This window comes from Streptomyces sp. NPDC051684 (assembly GCF_044453445.1).
GTDB lineage: Bacteria > Actinomycetota > Actinomycetes > Streptomycetales > Streptomycetaceae > Streptomyces.
In genome coordinates, this window is record NZ_JBITCS010000011.1 from 191,484 (window position 1) to 213,444 (window position 21,961).

Annotated in this window: 24 protein-coding genes and 1 riboswitch; of the genes, 11 read left to right on the forward strand and 13 right to left on the reverse strand. The window is 72.4% G+C overall.

Features of this window, described 5'->3' with window-relative positions; all coding sequences use genetic code 11:
- Positions 1-73 precede the first annotated feature (73 nt).
- The 5 genes from ACIA8D_RS16210 to ACIA8D_RS16230 form a co-directional block, all read right to left on the reverse strand.
- Positions 74-1,582 (reverse strand): cobyric acid synthase, encoded by a 1,509-nt coding sequence (locus ACIA8D_RS16210; RefSeq protein WP_399232526.1) that lies wholly within the window; start codon positions 1,580-1,582, stop codon positions 74-76.
- Positions 1,579-2,541, reverse strand: a complete 963-nt coding sequence (locus ACIA8D_RS16215) for a cobalamin biosynthesis protein (RefSeq protein WP_399232527.1) — start codon at positions 2,539-2,541, stop codon at positions 1,579-1,581. Before ACIA8D_RS16215 ends, ACIA8D_RS16210 begins: the two co-directional genes overlap by 4 nt.
- A 37-nt stretch (positions 2,542-2,578) precedes the next feature.
- A riboswitch (cobalamin riboswitch) is annotated at positions 2,579-2,725 on the reverse strand.
- Between the two features lie 84 nt (positions 2,726-2,809).
- A complete protein-coding gene (locus tag ACIA8D_RS16220) occupies positions 2,810-3,031 on the reverse strand; it encodes a hypothetical protein (RefSeq protein WP_399232529.1) in 222 nt (73 codons plus the stop codon).
- A gap of 15 nt (positions 3,032-3,046) precedes the next feature.
- Positions 3,047-4,321: an anion permease gene (locus ACIA8D_RS16225; RefSeq protein ID WP_399232531.1), complete on the reverse strand. Its 1,275-nt coding sequence runs from the start codon at positions 4,319-4,321 to the stop codon at positions 3,047-3,049.
- A 204-nt stretch (positions 4,322-4,525) separates the two neighbouring features.
- Positions 4,526-5,275 carry a lysozyme gene (locus tag ACIA8D_RS16230; RefSeq protein WP_399232533.1) on the reverse strand — a complete coding sequence of 250 codons (750 nt, stop codon included), beginning with the start codon at positions 5,273-5,275 and terminating at the stop codon, positions 4,526-4,528.
- Between the two features lie 201 nt (positions 5,276-5,476).
- Between ACIA8D_RS16230 and ACIA8D_RS16235 the strand changes: the two genes are divergently transcribed.
- From ACIA8D_RS16235 to ACIA8D_RS16245, 3 genes are all read left to right on the forward strand, one after another.
- A complete protein-coding gene (locus ACIA8D_RS16235; RefSeq protein WP_399232535.1) occupies positions 5,477-6,136 on the forward strand; it encodes a class II aldolase/adducin family protein in 660 nt (219 codons plus the stop codon).
- Positions 6,137-6,212: 76 nt separating this feature from the next.
- Positions 6,213-7,340 carry an alpha/beta hydrolase gene (locus ACIA8D_RS16240; RefSeq protein WP_399232537.1) on the forward strand — a complete coding sequence of 376 codons (1,128 nt, stop codon included), beginning with the start codon at positions 6,213-6,215 and terminating at the stop codon, positions 7,338-7,340.
- A 57-nt stretch (positions 7,341-7,397) separates the two neighbouring features.
- On the forward strand, positions 7,398-8,840 hold the full coding sequence (locus ACIA8D_RS16245; RefSeq protein ID WP_399232539.1) for a hypothetical protein: 1,443 nt from the start codon (positions 7,398-7,400) through the stop codon (positions 8,838-8,840).
- Between the two features lie 18 nt (positions 8,841-8,858).
- Here the strand turns inward: ACIA8D_RS16245 and ACIA8D_RS16250 are convergent, their stop codons facing one another.
- Complete coding sequence (locus ACIA8D_RS16250; RefSeq protein WP_399232589.1) at positions 8,859-9,746, reverse strand: neutral zinc metallopeptidase; 888 nt, start codon at positions 9,744-9,746, stop codon at positions 8,859-8,861.
- 222 nt (positions 9,747-9,968) lie between these two features.
- Between ACIA8D_RS16250 and ACIA8D_RS16255 the strand changes: the two genes are divergently transcribed.
- The 3 genes from ACIA8D_RS16255 to ACIA8D_RS16265 all read left to right on the forward strand — a co-directional run bounded on the left by ACIA8D_RS16255 (position 9,969) and on the right by ACIA8D_RS16265 (position 13,111).
- Complete coding sequence (locus tag ACIA8D_RS16255; protein WP_399232541.1) at positions 9,969-11,567, forward strand: ABC-F family ATP-binding cassette domain-containing protein; 1,599 nt, start codon at positions 9,969-9,971, stop codon at positions 11,565-11,567.
- Positions 11,568-11,960: 393 nt separating this feature from the next.
- On the forward strand, positions 11,961-12,182 hold the full coding sequence (locus tag ACIA8D_RS16260) for a helix-turn-helix domain-containing protein (RefSeq protein ID WP_006123601.1): 222 nt from the start codon (positions 11,961-11,963) through the stop codon (positions 12,180-12,182).
- A gap of 137 nt (positions 12,183-12,319) precedes the next feature.
- Positions 12,320-13,111: an enoyl-CoA hydratase/isomerase family protein gene (locus ACIA8D_RS16265; RefSeq protein WP_399232543.1), complete on the forward strand. Its 792-nt coding sequence runs from the start codon at positions 12,320-12,322 to the stop codon at positions 13,109-13,111.
- A gap of 19 nt (positions 13,112-13,130) precedes the next feature.
- Here ACIA8D_RS16265 and ACIA8D_RS16270 read toward each other — a convergent pair whose 3' ends face one another.
- Complete coding sequence (locus ACIA8D_RS16270; protein ID WP_399232544.1) at positions 13,131-13,859, reverse strand: nucleopolyhedrovirus P10 family protein; 729 nt, start codon at positions 13,857-13,859, stop codon at positions 13,131-13,133.
- A gap of 107 nt (positions 13,860-13,966) precedes the next feature.
- Between ACIA8D_RS16270 and ACIA8D_RS16275 the strand changes: the two genes are divergently transcribed.
- From ACIA8D_RS16275 to amaP, 5 genes are read left to right on the forward strand one after another with little or no spacing between them, the layout of a single operon-like run.
- The gene (locus tag ACIA8D_RS16275) at positions 13,967-14,437 is read left to right on the forward strand and encodes an Asp23/Gls24 family envelope stress response protein (RefSeq protein ID WP_399232546.1); all 471 of its coding nucleotides are present in this window, start codon (positions 13,967-13,969) and stop codon (positions 14,435-14,437) included.
- A 43-nt stretch (positions 14,438-14,480) separates the two neighbouring features.
- Positions 14,481-14,666, forward strand: coding sequence for a hypothetical protein (locus ACIA8D_RS16280; protein WP_266721070.1), 186 nt, complete (start codon positions 14,481-14,483; stop codon positions 14,664-14,666).
- A gap of 3 nt (positions 14,667-14,669) precedes the next feature.
- Positions 14,670-15,014, forward strand: coding sequence for an Asp23/Gls24 family envelope stress response protein (locus ACIA8D_RS16285; protein WP_399232548.1), 345 nt, complete (start codon positions 14,670-14,672; stop codon positions 15,012-15,014).
- Positions 15,011-15,664, forward strand: coding sequence for a DUF6286 domain-containing protein (locus ACIA8D_RS16290; protein ID WP_399232549.1), 654 nt, complete (start codon positions 15,011-15,013; stop codon positions 15,662-15,664). Before ACIA8D_RS16285 ends, ACIA8D_RS16290 begins: the two co-directional genes overlap by 4 nt.
- Complete coding sequence (gene amaP, locus ACIA8D_RS16295) at positions 15,661-16,248, forward strand: alkaline shock response membrane anchor protein AmaP (RefSeq protein WP_399232550.1); 588 nt, start codon at positions 15,661-15,663, stop codon at positions 16,246-16,248. The genes ACIA8D_RS16290 and amaP overlap by 4 nt, the downstream gene beginning before the upstream one ends.
- Before the next feature lie 15 nt (positions 16,249-16,263).
- Here the strand turns inward: amaP and ACIA8D_RS16300 are convergent, their stop codons facing one another.
- The 6 genes from ACIA8D_RS16300 to ACIA8D_RS16325 form a co-directional block, all read right to left on the reverse strand.
- A complete protein-coding gene (locus ACIA8D_RS16300; protein ID WP_399232552.1) occupies positions 16,264-17,019 on the reverse strand; it encodes an SDR family oxidoreductase in 756 nt (251 codons plus the stop codon).
- A gap of 4 nt (positions 17,020-17,023) precedes the next feature.
- Complete coding sequence (locus ACIA8D_RS16305; protein ID WP_399232554.1) at positions 17,024-18,817, reverse strand: glycoside hydrolase family 15 protein; 1,794 nt, start codon at positions 18,815-18,817, stop codon at positions 17,024-17,026.
- Between the two features lie 129 nt (positions 18,818-18,946).
- Positions 18,947-19,741, reverse strand: a complete 795-nt coding sequence (locus ACIA8D_RS16310; RefSeq protein ID WP_399232556.1) for an SURF1 family protein — start codon at positions 19,739-19,741, stop codon at positions 18,947-18,949.
- A 77-nt stretch (positions 19,742-19,818) separates the two neighbouring features.
- Entirely contained in the window at positions 19,819-20,052 is a 234-nt protein-coding gene (locus tag ACIA8D_RS16315) for a hypothetical protein (RefSeq protein WP_266721084.1), read from the reverse strand.
- A 148-nt stretch (positions 20,053-20,200) separates the two neighbouring features.
- Positions 20,201-21,187 (reverse strand): DEDDh family exonuclease, encoded by a 987-nt coding sequence (locus ACIA8D_RS16320; RefSeq protein ID WP_399232558.1) that lies wholly within the window; start codon positions 21,185-21,187, stop codon positions 20,201-20,203.
- Between the two features lie 79 nt (positions 21,188-21,266).
- A complete protein-coding gene (locus ACIA8D_RS16325; RefSeq protein WP_399232560.1) occupies positions 21,267-21,893 on the reverse strand; it encodes a TetR/AcrR family transcriptional regulator in 627 nt (208 codons plus the stop codon).
- Positions 21,894-21,961: the final 68 nt, after the last annotated feature.

A 21,961-nucleotide genomic window follows, 5' to 3' on the forward strand; every position in this document is an offset into this window, starting at 1 on the left:
GCAATCTTCCAGGGGGTCCGGGGGCGCAGCCCCCGGGGACGGGACGGGAAGGGGCGGCGGGGGCGACTTCCCATCACGGCGCCCCGGGAGGCACAAACGGCAACCCCGCCGGCGCACCCCCCTCGATCAACCGCCACAGCGCATCCGTGTCCGCATTCCGCTCGATCAGATCCCCGAGCCGATCGAGCTGCTCCTCGCGAAGCGCCTCGAACGACGTGTCCGGCGCCGGCACGAACCGCCGCCCGGCCGCCTCGGCGACGGCCCGCAGGAACGCCCGCCGGAACCCGTCCGACTCAAGGGACCCGTGCCAGTGCGTCCCCCACACGGCCCCGACCCGGCACCCGTCCAAGAAGGCCTCTCCGCCGAGCACCTCGGCGACGCCGTGATGGATCTCGTACCCCTCGACGTACTCGCCGAGCGCCTCGCCGACCGGCCGCGCGAGGGTCTTCCCGGTCTCGAACCGCACGCGTACGGGAAGCAGCCCGAGCCCGTCGACGGTCCCGGCCCGCGATTCGACGTCGTCCTCGATGGTCTCGCCGAGCACCTGGAAGCCGCCGCAGATGCCGAGTACCGGACGCCCCTCGGCCACGCGCCGTGCAAGGGCGTCCGCGAGCCCGCGCTCGCGCAGCCAGTCGAGCGCCCGCACCGTGCCGCGCGTTCCCGGCACCACGACGAGGTCGGCGTCGACGAGCTCCTCTGCCCGGTCGACGAACCGCACGACGACACCCGGCTCGGCGGCCAGCGCGTCCACATCGGTGAAGTTCGACATCAGCGGCACCGCGCACACGGCGACCCGCAGTACGTCCTCGCCGACCGGCGGCGCCACGACCGACTCGCGTACGGCGCCCCGCAGGGACACCCGGAGCCCGTCCTCCTCGTCGATGCCGAGGCCGTGCTGGAACGGCAGAACGCCGTAAGTGTCGCGCCCGGTAAGGGACTTGAGCATGTCGAGGCCCGGTTCGAGCAGGCTGACATCGCCCCGGAACTTGTTCACGAGGAACCCGGCGAGCAGCTCCTGGTCCTCGGGGGCGAGCAGCGCCGTCGTCCCGAAGAACGAGGCGAAGACCCCGCCCCGGTCGATGTCGCCCACGACGAGCACCGGCAGCCGCGCCGCCCGCGCGAGCCCCATGTTCACGATGTCGGTGCGCCGCAGATTGATCTCGGCGGGCGATCCGGCGCCCTCGCAGATCACGGCGTCGTGGGTGGCCCGCAGCTCCTCCAGGCACCCGACGACGGTGTCCATCAGCGAGGCCTGCCGCCCTCCGTGGTAGCCCCGCGCGCTCAACTCGCCCACGGGCTTGCCCATGAGGACGACCTGGCTGCTGCGGTCGCTGCCCGGCTTGAGCAGGACGGGGTTCATGAGCGCGCTCGGCTCGGCCCGCGCGGCCTGCGCCTGCATGGCCTGCGCCCGCCCGATCTCGGCGCCCTCCCTGGTCACGAACGAGTTCAGGGACATGTTCTGGCCCTTGAACGGCGCGACCTTCACGCCCTGGCGCACCAGCCACCGGCAGATCCCGGCGGTGACGACGCTCTTGCCCGCGTCGGAGGTGGTCCCCGCGACGAGCAGTCCGCCGCCCGTCATCGCCGCCCCTGCGCTCGTATCAGTCGCGCACCCACACAGACTCCCAACGCCAACAGAGACACCCGCCGTGACAAGCGCACGGCCCGATCCACATCACGCACCTCGACCGCGCGCCCCGGCGCGTTCAGCACCGGCCGGTCCTCGACCCGGCCGCCGTACGCCAGCGTCCCGCCGAGCCGCACCCCGAGGGCCCCCGCGAAGGACGCCTCGACGACGCCGGCGTTCGGGCTGGGGTGGCGCCGCGCGTCCGCCCGCCACGCGTCGAGGGACTGCCGGTGCCTGCCACCGGCCAGGACCGCGAGGGCGCCGGTCAGCCGGGCGCCCGGCCAGCCGGCCACGTCGTCGAGGCGGGCCGAGGCCCAGCCGAACCGCCGGTACCTCGCGGACTTGTGGCCGACCATCGCGTCGAGCGTGTTCACGGCGCGGAAGGCGACCAGGCCCGGCACCCCGCCGAGCGCGCCCCACACGAGCGCGCCCACGACGGCGTCGGAGGTGTTCTCGGCGACGGACTCGACGACGCCGCGCGCGATTCCGTCGGCGTCGAGCCCCTGCGGGTCACGGCCGCACAGCCGGGGCAGCAGCTCCCGCGCCAGCTCCACGTCGCCGGCCTCCAGGGCGGACCCGACGCCGCGCGCCTCGCGGCCGAGCGAGGTGCCGCCGACGACGGCCCAGGTGGCGGCGGCCATCAGCGCGACGGATGCGGCGGGGGAGTGGCGTACGACACGGGAGGCGGCGGCCGCGAGGGCGGCGGCGCCTCCGGCACACACGAGGGTGTGCAGGGCGCCCGTGCCACGGTGGTCGCGCCACAGTGTCCGCTCGACGGCCGCGGCGGCGCGCCCGAATCCGGCGACGGGATGCCCACGGCGCGGATCGCCGAACAGAAGGTCGGCGAAGATCCCGGCGGCGGCACCGCACGCATACACGCGCTCGCGCCGCCAGTTGCCGCGTGGGGCAAGCATGGCGGTAGGTGTCCTCACTCAGGGTGTCCACGCCCTGGTTCGACGAGACCGGCAGCGAGAGTTCCTGGCTCGCCCCTTTGGAGAAGGGGGGGGCTGACAGTGGCGGGACCGCGCCGGATTCGCACCGGCTTCCTCAACTGCTGCCGTATATGGCGGGGGAAGTCCACCACGCTCCGAGTTGGCACGTCAACTTGCTGTTGAGGCGCACGAAGGCGGGGTGCCGGACGCCGAACGTCCCGCACCCCGCCTTCGTATGCCCTGTGCCGGGTCAGGCCACGATCAGGTAGATCCCGTAGGCCACGGCCGCCAGGCAGAGCGCGAAGCAGACGTACGCCCCGGAGGTCGCGACGGTCGCCGAGCCGCCCTCACGCGCCGCCGACTCCCGCTTGGAGAGACCCACGATGCCGAGGGTGAACAGGCCGACGAGGGCCACGGTGACCACGAGGGAGACACCGAAGACGGAGCCGAGAGCCGCCCAGTCGATCTTCATACCGGTCCTGCTTCCTTACAGCGTGGCGCCGGCGGGGCGCGCGGGGTCGTTCACCGCACCGGCCTTTGGCTGGGCGGGTATTTTCGCCTCCGACTCGAACGTCTCGACCGTGCCCACCGGCGGCGGGGTGACCGAGGCGATCGCGGTCGTCACGACGCCCGGGGCCTCCTGCGCGGGGGTGGCGTGCGGGTCGTCCGCGGTGACGTTGGTGTGGTCGATGGAGTCGCGGCGCGACAGCTTCCAGATGATCCCGGAACCGGCCACGAGCAGCGCGGCGGTGAGGCCGATGCCCCACGGGCCCTGCTTGGTCAGGAACTCGGCGCCCGCGCCGACCAGTCCGGCGGCCGGCAGGGTCAGACCCCACGCGATGAACATCCGGGAGGCGGTCGACCAGCGGACGACACCGCCCTTGCGGCCGAGGCCCGCGCCCATCACACCGCCGGAGCAGACCTGCGTGGTGGAGAGCGAGAAGCCCAGGTGCGAGGAGGCGAGGATCGCGGTCGCCGCACTGGTCTGCGCCGCGAAGCCCTGCTGCGGCGCGAGTTCGGTGAGGCCCTTGCCCATGGTGCGGATGATGCGCCAGCCGCCCAGGTACGTGCCCAGCGCGATGGCCAGACCGGCCGAGACGATGACCCACATCGGCGGGTCGGCGTGCGGCGCGATGACACCGCCGGTGATCAGGGCGAGGGTGATGATGCCCATCGTCTTCTGCGCGTCGTTCGTGCCGTGCGCGAGGGAGACGAGGCCAGCGGAGGCGATCTGCCCGGCGCGGTAGCCCTTGGCGGTCGCCTTCTCGTCCGTCTTCTTGCTGATGCGGTACGTGAGGCGGGTGGCCAGCATCGAGGCGATGCCGGCGACGAGCGGCGCGGCCACCGCGGGCAGCAGCACCTTGGTGACGACCGTGCCGCCGTTGACCGAGGACCAGCCCATCGACATGACCGCGGCGCCGATGAGGCCGCCGAACAGTGCGTGCGAGGAGCTGGACGGCAGGCCGAGCAGCCAGGTCAGCAGATTCCAGAGGATGGCGCCTACCAGCGCCGCGAAGATGACCTCCGTTTTGAGGCCGTCCTCATTGATGATGCCGCCGGAGATGGTCTTCGCCACTTCGACGGAGAGGAACGCTCCGACGAGGTTCAGCACGGCGGACATGGCCACCGCCGTCTTCGGCTTGAGGGCGCCAGTCGAGATGGTCGTCGCCATCGCGTTGGCTGTGTCGTGGAAACCGTTGGTGAAATCAAAGACCAGCGCGGTAACGATCACGATCGCCAGGAGCAGCGTGATGTGTTCCATTTACCCAGGCTTCGGTTGGACGTCAGTGGCACTTGGAACGTAAAGAGCCCGAGTGAACGGAAGATGAACTGGGCCGGGCGCCCCGGTGACCCGAACCGGAGTGCTCTCGCTCCGCTTGTCGCGGGGTGGTGCCGCCGGTTCCGGTTCGAGGCGCCCTCGGCCCCGGAACCACGGGCTCCGGGGACCTTCGGCAGGGCCTTTCGGCTACCCCCGCGCGAACCGCTTGAGCTGGGCCGTCGAGCCGTTGAAGAGATTCTGATCACCCGGCAGCCGGCCGCTCTCGCCGTACTGCCAGAACGTCCAGTAGTTCCAGCCTGCCGGGAGTGCGCCCGCGCGCTCGTCGTACCGGGCGAGCCACAACGCGTGGTCGGCGGCGAAGGCCCGGCTGTTCCCGGTGCACTGCTTCCACCAGCGCGCGTTGGTGTAGATGACCGGACGGCGGCCGGTGCTGCGCACGATCTGGTCGCTGAAGGACTTGATCCAGGAGACCAGGGTGGACTTCCGCAGCCCGTAGCAGGGGTGCTTGCCCTTGCCGTACGGGTTGTACTCGATGTCGAGCGCGGGCGGCAGCGTCCAGCCGTCCCGCCGCCACGCCCCGCCGTTGCGCACGAAGTACGAGGCCTGCGTCGCGCCGGAGGACTTGTGCGGCAGCGCGAAGTGGTAGGCGCCGCGGATGATGCCCGCTTTCCGGGCGCCGTTGTACTGCCGGGAGAAGTAGGGGTTGCGGTAGTTCGTCGACTCGGTCGCCTTGACGTAGACGAACCGGGCGCCCTTGTTCTTCGCCTTCTGCCAGTTCACGTTCTTCTGGTGCGACGAGACGTCGTGCCCGCGCGGCTTGCCCGCGCCCTGGGCCGGCAGCTCCGCGAGCAGGGTGCCGCCGATGGTCAGTGCGGCGACGGACGTGAGCGCGGCGACGCGGTGCCGACGCGGGGACGCGGTGCGGCTGAGAGCCATGGATACCCCCCGAAAGTGACGACGTGCATGACAAATCTCCAGGGAACCCCCAGAGAGTAGCGAGAGATCATCAATTACCCGGCCAAGCTCGGCCAAATAACACCTGAGACCGATCAATGCCCATATGGGGGATGACGGAAGATCGGGCTCCGCACCGGTCCGCGCCCGCTCCGCCGCCCGGCGGCTGGCAGGATGCGCGCCATGACACACCTCCCGGAACTCGACGCGGCATGGCAGGAACTGGTGGCGACCGCCCGCCGGACGGTGGCCGACGGCCTGGTCGTCGGAACCTCGGGCAATGTCTCGGCGCGGGTGGGCGACACCGTGCTCGTCACCCCGACCGGCGTCCCGTACGAGGAGCTCGGCCCGGACGATCTCGTCGCCTTCGGCCTCGACGGCGAGCGGCGGGCCGGCACCCTGAAGCCGACCAGCGAACTCCCCATGCACCTCGCCGTCTACCGGAACACCGATGCCCGCGCCGTCGTGCACACCCACGCCGTGCACGCCACCGCGGTCTCCACGCTCGTGTCCGAGCTCCCGCCCGTGCACTACATGACGGCGGCGCTCGGCGGCCCCGTCCGCGTCGCCCCCTACGCCACGTACGGAACGCGGGAGTTGGCCGAGAACATGCTGCTCGCGCTCGCCGACCGCACGGGCTGCCTGCTGCGGAACCACGGCGCCCTCACATACGGAGCCACCCTCGCCGCCGCCTACGACCGCACCGCCCAACTGGAGTGGATGTGCCGCCTGTGGCTCACCGCCCACTCCGTCCCCGGCCGCACCCCCTCGCTGCTCACCGAAGAGCAGTTGCGCGAGGTGGGGGAGCGCCTTGGCGGGTACGGGCAGCAGGACGCCGGCTGACCGGTACGCGCCGTTCGCGTCACCTGTGGCCGTCGCCCCACTGGCCGGGGCGGGCGCGGGCCCCGACACTGGACGGGTGCGCACCGCCAAAGCGACGGCCGCTGCCGTCACCGCCGCCCTCGGGGCCTCGGCCGCCGCCATCGCCGCCGGCCGCCTGGCCAGCGACGCCGCGCTCAAGGCGCCCGCGGGCCGTCCGCTGCCCACCGAGCCGAGACTCACCGTGCACGCCACCGCCGCGGGCCAGGTCACCCTGACCCGCGACCTGGCCTCGCTGCGCCCCGGCAGGTACGGGCTGCAGGGCGACGGCTACCACGCGGTGGTCGGCCCGGTCGTCGAATCGGCCACGACCTCCGCCGACACCGTCGTACGCCGCCTGGAGCGGGTCACCCACGGCACCCTGGAACCCGGCGCCAAGGCCTGGCTCACGCCCCAGGTGCACATCGGCGACCCCAAGGCCGCGCTCGGCCTCGACCACGCCGACGTCGACGTGCCCGGCGAACTCGGCGCGCTGCCCGCCTGGTTCCTGCCCGGCTCCCGCGACACGTGGGTGATCGCCGTGCACGGACTCGGCACCACCCGCGAACACCCCATGAACCTCATGGAGTTCCTGCACCACCACCAGTTCCCGGTGCTCGACCTTGCCTACCGCGGCGACCTCGGCGCGCCCCGCTCGCCCGACGGCCTGAACCACCTCGGCGAGACGGAGTGGCGCGACCTGGACGCGGCGATCCGCTACGCCGTGCGCTACGGCGCCCGCGACGTCATCGTGCTCGGCTGGTCGACGGGCGCCGCGATGGCCCTGCACGCGGCGGCCCACTCGGCGCTGCGCGACCGGATCAAAGGCCTGGTCCTCGACTCGCCAGTGCTCGGCTGGGAGGTCACGCTGCGCGCCCTGGCCCGCGCCCGCCGCACCCCGGGCCCGCTGCTCCCGCTCGCGGTCCGCGCCGCCCAGGGCCGCACGGGCCTGACCGGCGACCGCCTCTCGGAGGCCGCGGACCCGCGCACCCTCAAGGTCCCCACGCTGCTGATCCACGGCCCCGGTGACGAGGTGTCCCCGTGGGTGCTCTCCCGCCGCCTGGCGGACCGCCGCCCGGACCTCGTCACCCTCCACGAGGTGGACGAGGCCCCGCACAACGCGATGTGGAACGCGGACGCGAAGGGCTACGAGGAGGCGCTGCGACGGTTCCTGACGCCGTTGATGTAACGGCAGTACAGGGCCCCCGTTTGGGAATTGGCAGGGTCAACCGGGAGACTGCCCTTCGTGACGTCCCGTACCCCGCGCGACTCCCGGCTCCGACTCGTCAGCCCGCGCCGCCAGCCCCTGGCCGCCCCGACCCCGCGGCCGGTCGCCGCACGCCGCCCGGCGCCCCGCCCGCCCGAGGGCACTCCACCCCCCGCGGTACTCGCCCACGACGCGCGCCGCGGCCTCGCCGACGCCGTCCGTGTGGCCCGCTGGGCCGACTCGGAGATCGGCCCGGGCAACGACGTGGCCGCCCGCGACGGCAAGGGGACGCTCTCCGACGCGACGGCCCTGCGCGCCGCCGACGACCTGGGGATGACGGTCGATCAGGTCCGCGCGCACTGGGACACCGCCCGCCTCGCGGGACTCGTCGAGGTGCACGGAGCCAGCGCCCGCCCCGGCTGGCGGCTGCGCGCCTGGGACCGCGACGACACCGCCGTGCTGCGCGGCTGGGTCGCCCTGTTCGACGCCTGGTCGCTCGTCCACCCGGCCCCGGACGGGGTCGGCCCCGCCGCGGTGGCCGAGGTCGTCGAGGCGGTCCCGCAACTGCTGAGCTTCCTGCAGCTGATGGCGGACCGGGTCGCCGTCGCCCAGCTCCTCGACCTCCTCGACCAGCGCGTCACGGAACTGCGCACCGAACGCTGCGAGATCCCCTTCGTCCCGCCCGTCACCCGCCGCCCCCCTTCAGACGAGTCGCCGCGCGACGCACCTGTCGATTCCGAACCGACTCCGCCGCAGGACACCCCGCTCCTCCCGCTGCTCGACTGGTCCCTGCGCGGCCTCGCCGCCGTCGGCGCGCTCACGTACGAGAAAGGGCACGCCACCCTCACCCCGCTGGGCAGCTGGGCGGTGTGGGTGAAGCTGGAGCAGATCTGCGTCGCCGCCCAGTCCCCGGCGGGGAACATCGAGGTGTCCGCCGAGGACATGCTGCGCGGCTGCGCCCGCCTGCGCCCCAAAGCGGCGCGCGACGAGTACCGGGCCTGGCTCGCCGCCCGCGACATCGGCACCGCCGTCACCGACCTCCTCGACGCCGCGCGCGGCGAGGACGCCCTGCTGCGCGGACTCGCCTTCGAGGCGCTGCGCGTCGTCGGCGCCCCCGCCGAGCCCGAGGTCCGCCGCGCCGCCGACGACCCGCACCTGCGCCCCTACGCCCTGCTGTGGCTCGCCGAGTACGAGGGCGCCGACCCCGAGGACGTGCACACGGTCCTCAGCCGCGAGGAGGCGACCTGGCTGTGGGTGGACACCGCCGCCGCCGTCGCCGACCACGGCGAAGCCCCCCTCCTCGTACGGCACTTGGAGGCCGCGGTGCAGCCGACGGTGCCCGCGCTGATCGACGAGGTGCGCGCCGTCGGGCATCCGCGCACGGTGCAGGTGCTCGTCGCGCTCGCCGCCGCGCACCCCGACCCGGCGCTCGCGAAGGCGGTCCGCAGGGCGGCCTTCCAGGTGCACACCGGCGGGGCGTAGGAGGTCAGTGGCCCGGGCTCACCGGAAGGTGTTGCACTGGGCCATGTCGCCGCTCTCGAAGCCCCGGTAGAACCACTGCTGGCGCTGGGCGGCCGAGCCGTGCGTCCACGTCTCCGGCGTCACCCGGCCCTGGTACCGCTCCTGGATCCGGTCGTCGCCGACCGCCGCGGCGGCGTCCAGGCCGTCGCGGATGTCCGCGTCGGTCAGGCTCGTGATCAGCGGCCTGCCGGTGGACTCGGTGGGCGTGCGCGTCGCGTGCCGCGCCCACACGCCTCCGTAGCAGTCCGCCTGCAGCTCGACCTTGACCGCGTTGCTGTTCTCGCCTGTGCGCCCGTCCTGGGCGCGGGTCAGCGTGCCCATCAGGTTCTGCACGTGGTGCCCGTACTCGTGCGCCACGACGTACGCCTGCGCGAAGGGCCCGCCGCTCGAACCGAACTTCGTGCGCAGCTCGTCGAAGAAGCCGAGGTCGAGATAGACCCGCCGGTCGCCGGGGCAGTAGAACGGCCCGACCGACGAGGTCGCCGAGCCGCAGGCGGTGGCGACCTGGTTGGTGAAGAACACCGTAGAGGCGGGCGTGTACGCGGCGCTCCTGCGCCCGAACTCGGCGCCCCAGAAGTCCTGCACGCTGTTGACCACGGCGACGGTCCTGCAGTCCTGCCTGCTGTTCGCGTCCGAGCCCGTCCGGCACTGCTCCTGGACCTGCGCCTCGCTGGACATCTGCGCCGCCGGGGCGCCGGTGGTCGCGTCGGAGAGCCCGAACTGGTCCGTGCCGAAGAGCAGCCCCAGGACGAGCGCGATCACCCCCACGAGGCCACCGCCCATGGTGGCCCTCCCGCCGGGAAGCCGGCTGCCGCGCGCGTCCTGGACCTCAGAGGTGTCCAGACGCGCGTCGTCGTCGAACTGCATGCGCACCGCCTTCTCGCCGGGCATCGACCCCCTCATCCTGTTACGTCCCTGGTCAGCGCGGCCGGATCCGAGGGCCGAACGGGGGACGCGGACGCCTGGGAAAAGCGCTTGCACGTCACCGGTAAACTGGTTCGTATGACGTTCCTTCTCTGGGTGCATTAGCGGCGCTGATTGGCCCCCGCCCTGTCAACCAGCCGTTAATCCTGTCCTGGAGTACCTCCCTTGATCACCGCATCGGGCATCGAACTGCGCGCCGGCGCGCGCATCCTCATCGAGAACGCCTCCTTCCGTGTCGCCAAGGGCGACCGCATCGGCCTCGTAGGCCGCAACGGCGCGGGCAAGACGACCCTCACGAAGTGCCTGGCGGGCGAGGGCCAGCCGGCCGGCGGCACCATCTCGCGCTCCGGCGAGGTCGGCTACCTGCCGCAGGATCCGCGCACCGGCGACCTCGACGTGCTGGCCCGCGACCGCATCCTCTCCGCCCGCGGCCTCGACGTCCTGATGCGCAAGATGCGCGAGAACGAGCAGCGCATCGCGAACGGCTCGGGCGCCACGCAGGCCAAGGCCCTGCGGCAGTACGAGCGCCAGGAGACGGAGTTCCTCACCAAGGGCGGGTACGCCGCGGAGGCCGAGGCCGCCACCATCGCCGCCGCCCTGAACCTCCCCGACCGCGTGCTCGGCCAGCCCCTGCACACGCTCTCCGGCGGTCAGCGGCGCCGTATCGAGCTGGCCCGCATCCTCTTCTCGGACGCGGACACGCTGCTCCTCGACGAGCCGACGAACCACCTCGACGCGGACTCGATCATCTGGCTGCGCGACTACCTGAAGACGTACAACGGCGGCTTCATCGTGATCTCCCACGACGTCGAACTGGTCGAGACGGTCGTCAACAAGGTCTTCTACCTGGACGCCAACCGCTCCCAGATCGACGTCTACAACATGGGCTGGAAGCTCTACCAGCAGCAGCGCGAGGCGGACGAGAAGCGCCGCAAGCGCGAGCGGCAGAACGCCGAGAAGAAGGCCGCGACGCTGAACGCGCAGGCCGACAAGATGCGCGCCAAGGCGACCAAGACCGTCGCCGCGCAGAACATGGCCAAGCGCGCCGACAAGCTCCTCGCCGGCCTCGAAGAGGTCCGGCAGTCCGACAAGGTCGCCAAGCTGCGCTTCCCCGAGCCCTCGCCGTGCGGCAAGACGCCGCTCATGGCCGAGGGCCTGTCGAAGTCCTACGGCTCCCTGGAGATCTTCACGGACGTCGACCTGGCCATCGACAAGGGCTCGCGCGTGGTCATCCTCGGCCTCAACGGTGCGGGCAAGACGACCCTGCTCAAGCTCCTCGGCGGCGCCGAGAAGCCCGACACGGGCCAGGTCATCGAGGGTCACGGCCTCAAGCTCGGCTACTACGCGCAGGAGCACGAGACCCTCGACCCGGAGCGCACGGTCCTGGAGAACATGCGCTCCGCCGCGCCCGACCTGGACCTGATCCAGGTGCGCAAGACGCTCGGCTCGTTCCTGTTCTCCGGCGACGACGTCGACAAGCCGGCCGGGGTGCTCTCCGGCGGCGAGAAGACCCGTCTGGCGCTCGCCACGCTCGTCGTGTCGTCCGCGAACGTGCTGCTCCTCGACGAGCCCACGAACAACCTCGACCCGGCCAGCCGCGAGGAGATCCTCGGCGCGCTGCGCACGTACAAGGGTGCCGTCGTCCTCGTCACGCACGACGAGGGCGCCGTGGACGCCCTCCAGCCGGAGCGGATCATTCTGCTTCCGGACGGAATCGAGGACCTGTGGGGCCAGACGTACGCGGATCTCGTGGCTCTCGCGTGATCCGAACGGTGGCCGGTCGGTGATCCACTCGTAGATCACCGACTGATCCACTGCTTGATCCACTGACTGATCCACTCCATCTGGATCATTCGGCCGATCCGTGATCCTTCATCTGGGTGAGATCGCCTCGTACCCAGGTGTGTCGTGCACGGAATTCGGGGCCGCGTCGTCCATGGCGCCCTTGCGGCGCCTGGCCCGTGGCTGACCTGGCGCTTCTTTCGCGCGGGCGCATTCGAGGGCCGTGAAACCCCGCCGGAATTCCGGATTCCACTCGTGTGGATCCCCGTCGAGCCCGGAATTGGGGGTCTATGGACCTTGCCGAATGGGTGGCCAGGAACGCCGCAAGGGGTGATCATGGGAAATCCAGAGCGCACTTCCCATGAGGAGGCACGGGTGGCCGAGACTCTGAAGAAGGGCAGCCGGGTAACCGGCGCCGCGCGCGACAAGCTCGCGGCAGACCTGAAGAAGAAGTACGACTCCGGTGCGAGCATTCGGGCATTGGCCGAGGAGACCGGTCGCTCGTATGGTTTCGTCCACCGGATGCTGAGCGAATCCGGGGTCACGCTGCGCGGTCGCGGCGGGGCCACGCGAGGCAAGAAGGCCGCGTCGGCCTGACCCTCGCGGGGCTCGCTCGGCTCACTGGGTCCAACTGACCACCCGGTCGGTCCGCTGTCCGGCCGGGTGGTTACTGTGCAGTCACTTACGTCTCGTACGACTACGTGCCGTACGGCTGCGCAGACCCGGAGGCCCAGATGAATCTGCCCGCACCGCTGCTCGACAAGGACGGCGTCCGGCTCACCGTCGACGATGCGATCGCCACGGTCAGCCTGACCAACCCGGACAAGCGCAATGTCCAGAGTCCCGCGCTGTGGCGGGCGTTGGGCGAGGCCGGGCGTGCTCTGCCGGGGTCCGTGCGGGTGGTCGTGGTGCGCGGTGAGGGCAAGTCCTTCTCCGCGGGCCTCGACCGTCAGGCCTTCACGCCCGAGGGTTTCGACGGCGAGCCGTCCTTCATCGATCTGGCGCGCGGTGACGACGACGTCCTCGACTCGACGATCGCCGAGTACCAGGACGCGTTCACCTGGCTGCGGCGCAGCGACATCCTGACCGTCGCCGCGGTGCAGGGGCATGCCATCGGGGCGGGGTTCCAGCTGGCCCTCTCCTGCGATCTGCGCGTCGTCGCCGACGACGTGCAGTTCGCCATGCGCGAGACCAGCCTCGGCCTGGTGCCGGACCTGACGGGCACGCACCCGCTCGTCTCGCTGGTCGGCTACGCGCGCGCCCTCGAAATCTGCGTCACCGGCCGCTACGTCCACGCCGACGAGGCCGTACGCAGCGGACTGGCCAATGTGTCCGTACCGGCCGACGAGCTGGCGGACGCCACCCAGGACCTGGTCGCGGCCCTCGTCGCCGCGCCCCGCGACGCCGTCATCGAGACGAAGGCGCTGCTCCAGGGCGTCACTGGCCGCACCCTCGACGAGCAGCGCGCCGCGGAACGCGCCGCCCAGGGCCGCCGTCTGCGCGACCTCGCCGGTATCGGCGACTGAGCGCCCGGCGGGCGGCGGACTACCCGCCGATCTCCGTGACCAGCACCGCCACGGTCGGCTCGCCCGGGACCGCCCGCGCCACGGCCGCCCGCACGGCCCCGGTCACCTTGATCGCGCGCACCTCCGCCGCCACCGCCAACTCCACCCGCACGTGCCGGCGGGGGAGCGCCGCCCCGCCGGGCCGCTCCTCGATGTGGACCGCGCGCCCCAGCCCGCCGAGCGCCCCCGTCAGCCGGGTCACCCCCGGCACCCCGAGCGCCGCGGCGGCGGCCCGCTCCGCGTGGGAGGAGGCGGCGGCCGGCTTCGCCGCGGGGGTCGGCTCGTCCGCGGGACCGGGGTCCGTCTCCCGCTCCGCCTCGTCGAGCAGCGCCGTGACCTGGAGATCCACCTCGGTCACCACCAGACCCACCCGCTCGGCGGCCCCCGCGAGCGCCTCCCTCAGCCGATCGGCGGCAACCGGCAGCGGTTCCTGAGCCGTCGCCGCGCAGTCCGCCGTGAGCCGCAGTTCCCCCGGCGGCAGGGCGCTCGGCGGGGCCGGAGTCATGGGCTCCGGCACCGAGTCGGGGTCGGCGAGGACGATCCGCAGCGCGCCGAGGCGCACCCCGTGCACCCCTTGCACCGCACGGCGCAGCGCGGCCGCGGCCGCCGGTTCCGTGACCCACGCGCCGTCCTGCGGTCCCCCGAGCGGCAGCAATCTGCCCAGCCCCAACTGCGTGCGCACTGCCTGTGTCCATCCATCAGCGGTCATTGCCCCAGGCTGCCGCATAGCGAGCGCGCCTTCGCGTAACCCGACTTAATGTGGGCAAAAGAAAGCAGCATCCCACCGAGATCGCACCTCACCGAGGGGACGGCCCGATGAGTGACACCGCGCAGAAGCCGGGCGAGACGCCCGGTCCCGCCGCAGCGAAGACCAATGTGACCAAGCGGGGCGGCGGCGACCCCGCAGGCCGGGGGCGTACCACCATCGCCGACGGCGTCGTCGAGAAGATCGCGGGCCTCGCGGCGCGCGACGTCGACGGCGTGCACGCCATGGGCAGCGGCCTGTCCCGCACGTTCGGCGCGGTGCGCGACCGGGTCCCCGGTGGCGCCAAGTCCGTGTCGCGCGGCGTGAAGGCCGAGGTCGGCGAGGTACAGACGGCGCTCGATCTGGAGATCGTCGTCGAGTACGGCGTGTCGATCGCGGACACCGCGCGCGCCGTGCGGGAGAACGTGATCGTCGCCGTCGAGCGCATGACCGGGCTCGAGGTCGTCGAGGTCAACATCGCCGTCAGCGACGTGAAGCTGCCGGACGAGGAGGACGAGGAGCCGGAGTCCCGGCTCCAGTGAGATCCGTCGGCACAGCCACGGGCTTCCCTAGGAGGAGCGCACGATGAATCTGGCCGTGGTCGGCATGATCGCCGGCATGGCCCTCGGATTCGCCGGATACTTCGGCGGCTTCGGGGCCTTCCTGCTGGTGGCGGCGCTCGGCGCCATCGGCTTCGTCGCGGGCCGGTTCCTGGAAGGGGACCTGGAAGTCGGCGAGTTCTTCCGTTCGCGCGGCGATCGGCGGGGGTGACCGATGGCGGCACAGGTCGCGCCGGCCGAGCGCGGCGCGACCCGGATCGCCGACCGGGTCGTCGCGAAGATCGCCGCGCACGCGGCACGAGAGGCACTGACGCGGATCCCCGAGGACGGGGCGGCGCCCAATGCCACGGTCACCGTGCGGCACGACAGCGCGCGGGTCCGGATCAGCCTTGAGCTGGAGTACCCGACGGACATCGGCCGCGAGTGCGGCGCGGTGCGTCGTCAAGTTTCCCGGCGGGTAAGGGAGTTGGCGGGAATGGAGGTGCCCGAGGTGGCCGTCCAGGTCGAGCGTCTGCACTCGGCGCACACCCGTGGCACGGACCGGGGGAGGATCCGATGAGTGAACCCACCCGGCCGATTCCGGTGGTCGAGCGGGACGGCAGCACGCTCGACCAGTCGGCGTCCGCCGCCTCGTACGAACCGCACCCCACGCTGGAGAGCGAGCCGAAGGCGAGCCGCTTCTGGTCGGGGCGGCGGGTCCCCGCGGCCCTCGTGGCCCTGGCGATCCTGGCCGCCGCGGGGCTGCTGCTCTACGACGTCGCCGCGGTGCGGGCGGGCCGCGAGTCGATGCAGTGGCGGCAGACGCTCGCGGACGAGCTCTCCACGCGCCCCCTCGACGACACCGCCGTGCTCGTCGGCGCGGGCGTCGCCGCCGCGCTCGGCCTCTGGCTGATCGTGCTCGCGGTGACGCCGGGGCTGCGCGCGCTGCTGCCGATGCGCCGCACCCACCCCGAGGTCCGCGCGGTGCTGCACCGGGACGCCGCGGCGATGGTGCTGCGCGACCGGGCCATGGAGGTGTCGGGCGTGCAGTCCGTACGGGTGCGTATGAAGCGCTCCAAGGTGGACGTGCGGGCGCTCTCGCACTTCCGTGAACTCGACGACGTACGGGCCGACTTGGACGCCACGCTCGGCGAGGGGATCAAGGAACTGGGGCTCGGCAAGGCGCCGGGCCTGTCCGTGCGGGTCGCGCGGCCGGGGAAGAAGGGGTGAGCGGCGTGCTCAGGACCGTCAACCGGATCGTGCTCGGGCTGCTGGGACTCGTCCTCGTGCTCGGCGGCGGCTCGGTGCTCGCCGTGGGGCTCGGGGCGGACCCGCCGTCGTGGTGGATCCACGACGGCCCGCACGACGTGCTGGTCAGCGACGCCGACCGGGCGCGCTGGCACGACGAGGGCTGGTTCTGGCCGACGGTGATCGCGGTGCTCGGCGTCGTCGTGCTGCTCGCCCTGTGGTGGCTGGTGGCCCAGCTGCGGCGCCGCAGGCTCGCCGAGGTGCTGGTCGACAGCGGCGACGGCGAGGGGGCGCTGCTGCGTGGCCGGGCCCTGGAGAACGTCCTCGTGAGCGGCGCGGAGTCGCTGGACGGGGTCGACCGGGCCGGCGTCCGGCTGACCGGCCGCCGCTCCACCCCGCAGGCCCGCGCGACCCTCACCCTGGAGTCGCACGCTGTCCCCGGCGAGGCCCTGCGCCTGCTGAGCCAGGACTCCCTGAAGCAGGCGAGGGAGTCCGCGGGTCTTGCGGAGCTGCCGACGGAGGTCCGGCTGCGGGCGGTCAAGCACCGGGCGGAGCGCGTCAGCTGAGCGCCCGCCCGGCCGTCAGAATCCGTGCCGGAATCCCCCGTCCACCGGCAGCATCACACCCGTGAGGTAGGACGCGGCGGGGGACAGGAAGAACGCCGCGGTCCGGCCGAACTCCTCAGGGGTCCCGTACCGCCGCAGCGGGATACGGGACTCCTGCGCCGTGCGCGCCGCCTCCGGGTCCGCGGCCAGCCCGTCCAGCTCGCGCACGCGGTCCGTGTCGATGCGCGCCGGGAGCAGCCCGACCACGCGGATGCCGCGCGGCCCCAACTCGTTCGCCAGGGACTTCGCGAAACCGGCGAGCCCGGGGCGCAGCCCGTTCGAGATCGTGAGGCCGGGGATCGGCTCGTGCACGGAGCCGGACAGCACGAACCCGATGACGCCGCCCTCCTCCAGCTGCTCCGCCGCGGCCCGCGCGAGCCGCACCGCCCCGAGGAACACGGACTCGAACGCGGCCGTCCACTGCTCGTCCGTGTTGTCGGCGACGAAGCCGGGCGCGGGCCCGCCGACGCTCACCAGAATCCCGTCGAAGGCACCGAACTGCTCGCGGGCCGCACCGATCAGGCGCTCGGCGACGTCCGGGTCGGCGTTGTCGGCGGCGACGCCGTACGCGTTCGGGCCGAGCTCGGCCGCCGCCTCCTTGGCCTTCTGCTCGTCGCGCCCGCTGATGACGACCTTCGCGCCGTCGGCGACCAGCTCGCGCGCGGCCGCGTTGCCGAGGCCCCGCGTCGCGCCGGTGACTACGTACACACGGTTCTTCAGTCCAAGATCCATGGCCCTATCCTCCCCCTCCCGCGTCCGCCGTGCCGAACAGGGTCAGCGCCGTGCCCACCAGGCCGATGTGGCTGAACGCCTGCGGGAAGTTGCCGAGCTGCCGGCCCGCCACGGGGTCGTACTCCTCGGCGAGCAGCCCCACGTCGTTGCGGAGCGCCACGAGCCGTTCGAACAGCTCGCGCGCCTCCTTCGTGCGCCCCGTCATGTGCAGCGCGTCCGCGAGCCAGAACGAGCAGACCAGGAACGCGCTCTCCTGCCCTGGCAGCCCGTCCACGCCGGCCCCGTCGGAGCTGTAGCGACGCAGCAGACCCTCGTACGACAGTTCGTCGCGGACCGCGTCGACCGTCCCGATCACGCGCGGGTCGTCCGGTGGCAGGAAGCCGACGCGGGGGATCAGCAGCAGGGCCGCGTCCAGTTCGGACGAGCCGTAGAACTGGGTGAACGTGCCGCGCTCCGCGTCGAAGCCGCGCTCGCACACATCCCGGTGGACGTCGTCGCGCAGCTTGCGCAGCCGGTCGAGGTCGCCGGGCAGGCTCGGGTCGTCCTCCATGGCGCGCACGGCGCGGTCGGCGGCGACCCACACCATCACCTTCGAGTGCACGAAGTGCCGGCGTGGACCGCGTACCTCCCACAGCCCTTCGTCGGGCTCGCGCCACGCCTCGTGGAGGAAGTCGAGCAGTGCCAACTGGAGTCGCCAGGAGTGCGGTTGGGCCTTCAGGCCCGCGCGGCGGGCGAGCGCGAGGGAGTCGACGACCTCGCCGTACACGTCCAGCTGGAGCTGGTGCGCGGCGTCGTTGCCCGCGCGCACGGGACGGGAGGCGCGGTATCCGCTCAGCCAGCCGAGCTCCTGCTCGGGAAGGCGCCGCTCACCCGCGAGGCCGTACATGATCTGCAGGTCCGCCGGATCGCCCGCGGCGGCCCGCAGCAGCCAGTCGCGCCAGGCCTCGGCCTCGTCGAGATAGCCGGCCGAGAGCAGCGCGCCGAGCGTCAGGGTCGAATCGCGCAGCCAGCAGTACCGGTAGTCCCAGTTCCGTACGCCGCCGATCTCCTCGGGGAGCGAGGAGGTGGGGGCGGCCACGATGCCGCCGGTCGGCGCGTAGATGAGGGTCTTGAGGGTGAGCAGGGAGCGGAGCACGGCTTCCCTGTGCGGGCCTTCGTAGGTGCAGTGGTCCGTCCAGGCCCGCCAGTCCTCCAGGCTGTGCCGCAGCGATTCGTGCGGGTCGATCAGCGGCGGGCGCCGCTCGTGCGAGGGGTGCCAGGTCAGGACGAAGGCGACCGTCTCGCCCTCCTCGACCGTGAACTCCGAGTGGGTGCCGAAGTCCTCGCCCCACGTGTGCACGGGCGGTTCGCTGCGCAGCCATGCCGAGTCCGGGCCCGCGACGGCGACCCGGTGCCCGTCGGAGCGGCGCATCCACGGCACGACGGAGCCGTAGTCGAAGCGCAGGCGCAGTGTGCCGCGCATCGTGACGCGGCCGCTGAGGCCCTCGACGATGCGGACGACGTCCGGGGCCTTGTCGCGCTGCGGCATGAAGTCGGTGACGCGGACGCCGCCGTCCGGGGTCTGCCACTCGGTGTCGAGCACGAGGGAGCCGGGGCGGTACGCGCGCGTGGTGCAGTCTTTCGCTCCTGTGGGGGCGATCCGCCAGTGGCCGTTCTCTTCGCCGCCGAGCAGCGCGGCGAAACAGGCGGGGGAGTCGAACCGGGGCAGGCACAGCCAGTCGATCGACCCGTCCCTGCCGACGAGAGCGGCGGTCTGGTGGTCACCGATGAGGGCGTAGTCCTCGATATGTGGGCGCACACGCCATGGGTTCCCCGTCAGAGGCGTGGTGCTGCACGTCGATTTCCGCGCGTGCGGCGGCGCCGCGTGTTGCGGGTCGTGTATCGCGGGCCGTGTATCGCGTGCTGCGGGTCGTGCGCCGTGTACCGGTCAGCCGACGGCGGCCGGCGTCCCGGCCTCTTCCGTGGGCGTTTCTTCCTTGCGGCGCCGCTCCCGCAGCTCACGCCGCACCAGCACCACCCAGCCCACGGGCACCGCGGCGGCGAACAGCCACCACTGGATGGCGTACGCGTAGTTCAGCGCGGAGTCCTCCTTGCCGGGGGCTCCGACCAGCTCGGGCGTGCCGCCCTTCGGGTTGGGCGCGGTCTGGGCGACGTACCCGCCGAGCACCGTCTTCCCGAGCCGCTCCGCCTGCTCCTTGCTGTTGATCAGCATGATCTGCCGCTCGGGCAGGTCCTTGAGGTCCTTGATGCCGCTGGCCTCGGTCGTCTCGTTCGGCATCAGCCGGCCGGTGACCGTGGTCTCGCCGCGCGGCGGGGCGGGGACCTTCGGGAAGGAGGTCTGGGCGCCGGGCGCCGGGATCCAGCCGCGGTTGACCAACAGGACCTTGCCGTCGTTCAGGACGAACGGGGTCAGGACGTGGAAGCCGACCTCTTCGTTGGAGTTGACGCGGCGCCGCACCACGACCTCGTCGTCGGTGTCGTAGCGGCCCTTCGCGGTGACCGAGCGGTACCGCTCGTGGCTGTTGACGACGTGTCCGGGGGACGCCAGGTCCTCCACGGGCACGGACTTCGCGTTGAGCGCGTTCGTGACCAGCTGGTTCCTGGCGTCGCGCTCGTGGTAGCGGTCCATCTGCCAGATGCCCAGCCGGATCATCGTGGGGATGAGGACGAGGGCGACCAGGGTGAGGATCACCCACTGCCGGGTCAACAGGAAGCGGTACACCCCATGACCGTACAGCGGGGGGCATGGGGTGCTTTCAGTGGGGTGCGCCCGATTGCGGCGGGCGTGTGCCGAAGGGTTCAGACGTTGTCGACGATGCCCACCTTCCCCTCCGCGCGGGAGCAGTGCGCCCCGCAGAACCAGTGCCCGTCGACCTCGACGCCCTGCCCGATGATGCGGCACCGGCAGTGCTCGCAGATCGGCGCCATACGGTGGATGGCGCAGCTGAAGCAGTCGAAGACGTGCACCGCGCCCTGCGCGTGCACCTCGAAGGACATGCCGTAGTCGTTTCCGCAGACCTCACAACGTGCCATGCGCCACAGGGTGGGTGTCCGGGCGGTGCCGGGGCGAGCGGTGGCGGGGCGAGTCGCCCCGCGTTCACCCGTCTGCCCCTCCTGCGAGGAGTCCGCGGAGGCGGGGATGCCCGTCCTGCTTGGCGTCCGCGAAGGCGGGGTGCCCGTCCTACTTGGCGTCCGCCGGGGTCACGTCCTGCAACAGCTGCCCGAACGCCGCCTCGTCGACGACCGGCGTGCCGAACTGCTTCGCCTTCACGGCCTTCGACGTGTACGAGTCCGGGTCATTGGTCACCAGGAGGCTGGTGAGCCGGGACAGGCTCGTCGCCACATGGAGGCCCGCGTCGATCGCCCGGTCCTCCAGGAGCTCACGGTCGACCGACGTGTCCCCGGAGAACGCCACCCGCATGCCCTGCTTGAGCGGTTTGTCCGGCTCGTAGCGGCCGGGGTTCGGATACGGGCAGGCGGGGCGCTTGCGGGAGGCGCGCCAGGTGCCACCGCCACCTCCCCGGTAGGAGGAGGAGCCGGGCTGCCGCGGCACCGAGGCCTCCGACCACTCGGTGAGCGGGCGGCATTCGAGCAGCGGCAGCCGCACGTTCCCCGCCGCCGCCGTGCGCAGGCTCGGGCGGAATGCCTCCGCGAGCACGCGCGCGTCGTCCAGCGCGTTGTGCGCGTGCTCCTGTACGACGCCGAAGTGTGCCGCGAGGGACTCCAGCTTGTGGTTGGGCAGCGGCAGGCCCAGCTCCTTGGAGAGCGCGATGGTGCACAGGCGCTGGCGGACCGGGGCGGTGCGCTCCGCGCGCGCGTACTCGCGAGCGATCATCGACCAGTCGAACACGGCGTTGTGCGCGACCAGGACGCGGTCGTCGAGGCGGGCGGCGAACTCCTCGGCGATGTCCGAGAACAGCGGGGCGGTCGTCAGCACGTCCGTCGTCAGGCCGTGGATCCACACGGGGCCGGGGTCGCGCTGCGGGTTGACCAGCGTGTACCAGTGGTCCTCGACATCGCCCCGCGCATCCAGGCGGTAGACGGCGGCGGAGATGATCCGGTCGTCCCGGGACAGGCCGGTGGTCTCCACGTCGACGACCGCGTATCCCTTCGGATACGCGGCCGGCCAGGAGGCTGCGGACGCTGCGGTCGGATGGTCTTCGAGCATGGTCCCAGAGGATACGGGCCGGGACTGACACTCCCGTCGGCGCCTGCCCCGCGAGCCGTGTCGCGGATCACGTCGCGGCTCAAGTGGGCGGGTCCAGGAGCGATTTCACCAGGGCGCGTACGGATGTGGTGAAGATCCGCTCCGGGTCGGCGGGCGCGGCGAGCGCGCGGGCGAGCACCCGGTCCTCCTCCGCGGTGCGCGCGCCCCACAGTTCCTCCTCGCGCGGGTGCTGGGCCGGAGCGCGCTCCCGGTTCCGCTCGACGAGGACGTGGCCGACGACCTGGAAGAGGACCGCGCGCACGGCCTCGGCGGCGGGCGCCCCGCGCAGCCCGGCGGCGTGCACCTCGTGCACCAGGGCCTGCTGCGCGGGCAGGAACATCCGCTCGGTGAGCCCGCGTTCGTGGACCATCGCGATCAGGTGCGGGTGGGCGCGAAGCCGGCGGCGCAGCGTGCGGGCCACGGAGATGACGCGGTCCTGCGGCGTGGCCCCGCGCGGCCGGAAGCCGCCGAGGTCGGCGACCGTGCGTTCGACGAGGGCGTCTAGCAGGGACTCGCGGTTGCCGACGTGCCAGTAGATCGACGTGACGGCCGTGCCCAGTTCGGCCGCGAGCTTGCGCATGGTGAGCGCCTGCGGGCCGTGCTGCTTGACGAGGTCGGCGGCGACCTCGACGACCTCTTCGCGGGTGAGCGGTGCGCGTGCGGTCACTTTGCGCCTCCCCGTCCCTGTCCTGTGCACATGTCTTTACCCTTCATCGCCTCCGGTGTAACTGTGTT